The sequence below is a fragment of the Bradyrhizobium sp. 153 genome (genome assembly GCF_023073835.1).
Classification (GTDB): Bacteria; Pseudomonadota; Alphaproteobacteria; order Rhizobiales; family Xanthobacteraceae; genus Bradyrhizobium.
In genome coordinates this window covers 1-1,668 of record NZ_JADPKH010000065.1, presented here as the reverse complement: position 1 = coordinate 1,668, position 1,668 = coordinate 1, and the positions used below count along the sequence as shown (strand labels likewise).

At 61.9% G+C, this 1,668-nt stretch carries 1 protein-coding gene and 1 pseudogene; both read left to right on the top strand.

The genetic code is table 11. The features are described 5' to 3' along the window. Positions 1 to 771 (top strand): flagellin (locus IVA91_RS15175; protein WP_253075126.1); only part of this gene is annotated, 771 nt, incomplete at its 5' end. Between the two features lie 323 nt (positions 772 to 1,094). Beyond that, positions 1,095 to 1,668: pseudogene (locus tag IVA91_RS15170) on the top strand (flagellin); the annotation flags it as partial.

Sequence of the window (1,668 nt, the reverse complement as noted above, 5' to 3'; positions counted from 1 at the left end):
AACGGCGGTACGGCGGTCAACGTCACCTTCGGCGACGGCACCAACGGAACGGTCAAGACGCTCGATCAACTCAACACCGCGCTTCAGGCCAACAACCTGTCTGCCACGATCGACGCCAACGGCCTGCTGACGATCTCGACCACCAACGACTACGCGTCCTCGACGCTTGGCTCGACGACTGCGGGTGGTGCGATCGGCGGAACGCTGACCTCGTCGCTGACGTTCTCGACGGCTTCCACCCCGGTCGCGGACACCGTTGCCCAGACGGCCCGTGCCAATCTGGTCAATCAGTACAACAACATCCTGAACCAGATCGACTCGACCGCGCAGGACTCCTCGTTCAACGGTGTCAACCTGCTCAACGGCGATCAGCTCAAGCTGGTGTTCGACGAGACCGCCAAGTCGAGCTTGAGCATCACCGGCGTGACCTACAACTCCAAGGGTCTGGGCCTCGCCGCGCTGACCAGCGGTGTCGACTTCATCGACAACGCTGCCACCAACAAGGTGCTGACCAACCTGAACAACGCGTCGAGCACGCTGCGTTCGGAGGCTTCCGCGCTCGGTTCGAACCTGACGATCGTGCAGGTGCGTCAGGACTTCAACAAGAACCTGATCAACGTGCTGCAGACCGGTTCGTCCAACCTGACCCTGGCCGACACCAACGTCGAGGCAGCGAACAGCCAGGCACTGTCGACCCGCCAGTCGATCGCGGTCTCCGCGCTGTCGCTGGCCAACCAGTCGCAGCAGAGCGTGCTCCAACTGCTCCGCTAACAAGCGGAAGACATCCCAAGCAAGATCTGGCGGCGGGGCTTCGGCCCCGCCGCTTTCCTTTTTGCGTCAACGTTTGCAGCCCCTTGGATGACGCTCGAAAAGTAACCCGCGGTTATGGTTAATGGAGCGTAAGGGTGGAAAATCGCCAACAAATTCAGTCGGGCTTCCGGTCCTGCCGGCGCTCACCGCGGTTCTTATGGTGAACCGGCGCTTAGGTCGGCGCGTCTCGTTTCACCCTTTGTTAGCCATGTCGCGGCACGCTGTTCCCGTCACTCGATCCGAAGCGATCGAACGAAGACGCGTAAACCAGAAGGGTAAGAGTTATGTCCGGTATTGTTCTCTCTGCGTCGGTTCGTCAGAACCTGCTCTCTCTCCAGTCCACCGCCGATCTGCTCGCCACCACACAGAACCGTCTGTCGACCGGCAAGAGCGTCAACTCGGCTCTCGACAATCCCACCAACTTCTTCACGGCACAGTCGCTCGACAACCGCGCCAGCGACATCAACAATCTGCTCGACGGCATCGCCAACGGCGTGCAGGTGCTGCAGGCTGCCAACACCGGCCTGACCTCGCTGCAGAAGCTGATCGACAGCGCCAAGTCGATCGCCAATCAGGCGCTGCAGACCACCGTCGGCTATTCTTCGAAGTCCAGCGTCTCCACCACGATCTCGGGTGCGACGGCTGCCGACCTGCGCGGTACGACGAGCTTTGCCAGCGCAGTCGCGAACAGCAACGTGCTCTATAGTGGCGCTGCAGGTGGCGTCACCGCGGCGACTTCGGGCGCCACGCTGGGCGGCATTCAGGGCACGAATACGGGAACCGTCATCAACGCTGCGACCACTGGTGCGAGCCTGCTGAACGGCACAGCGACCGCTGGCGACGCCAACGCCGGCGTTG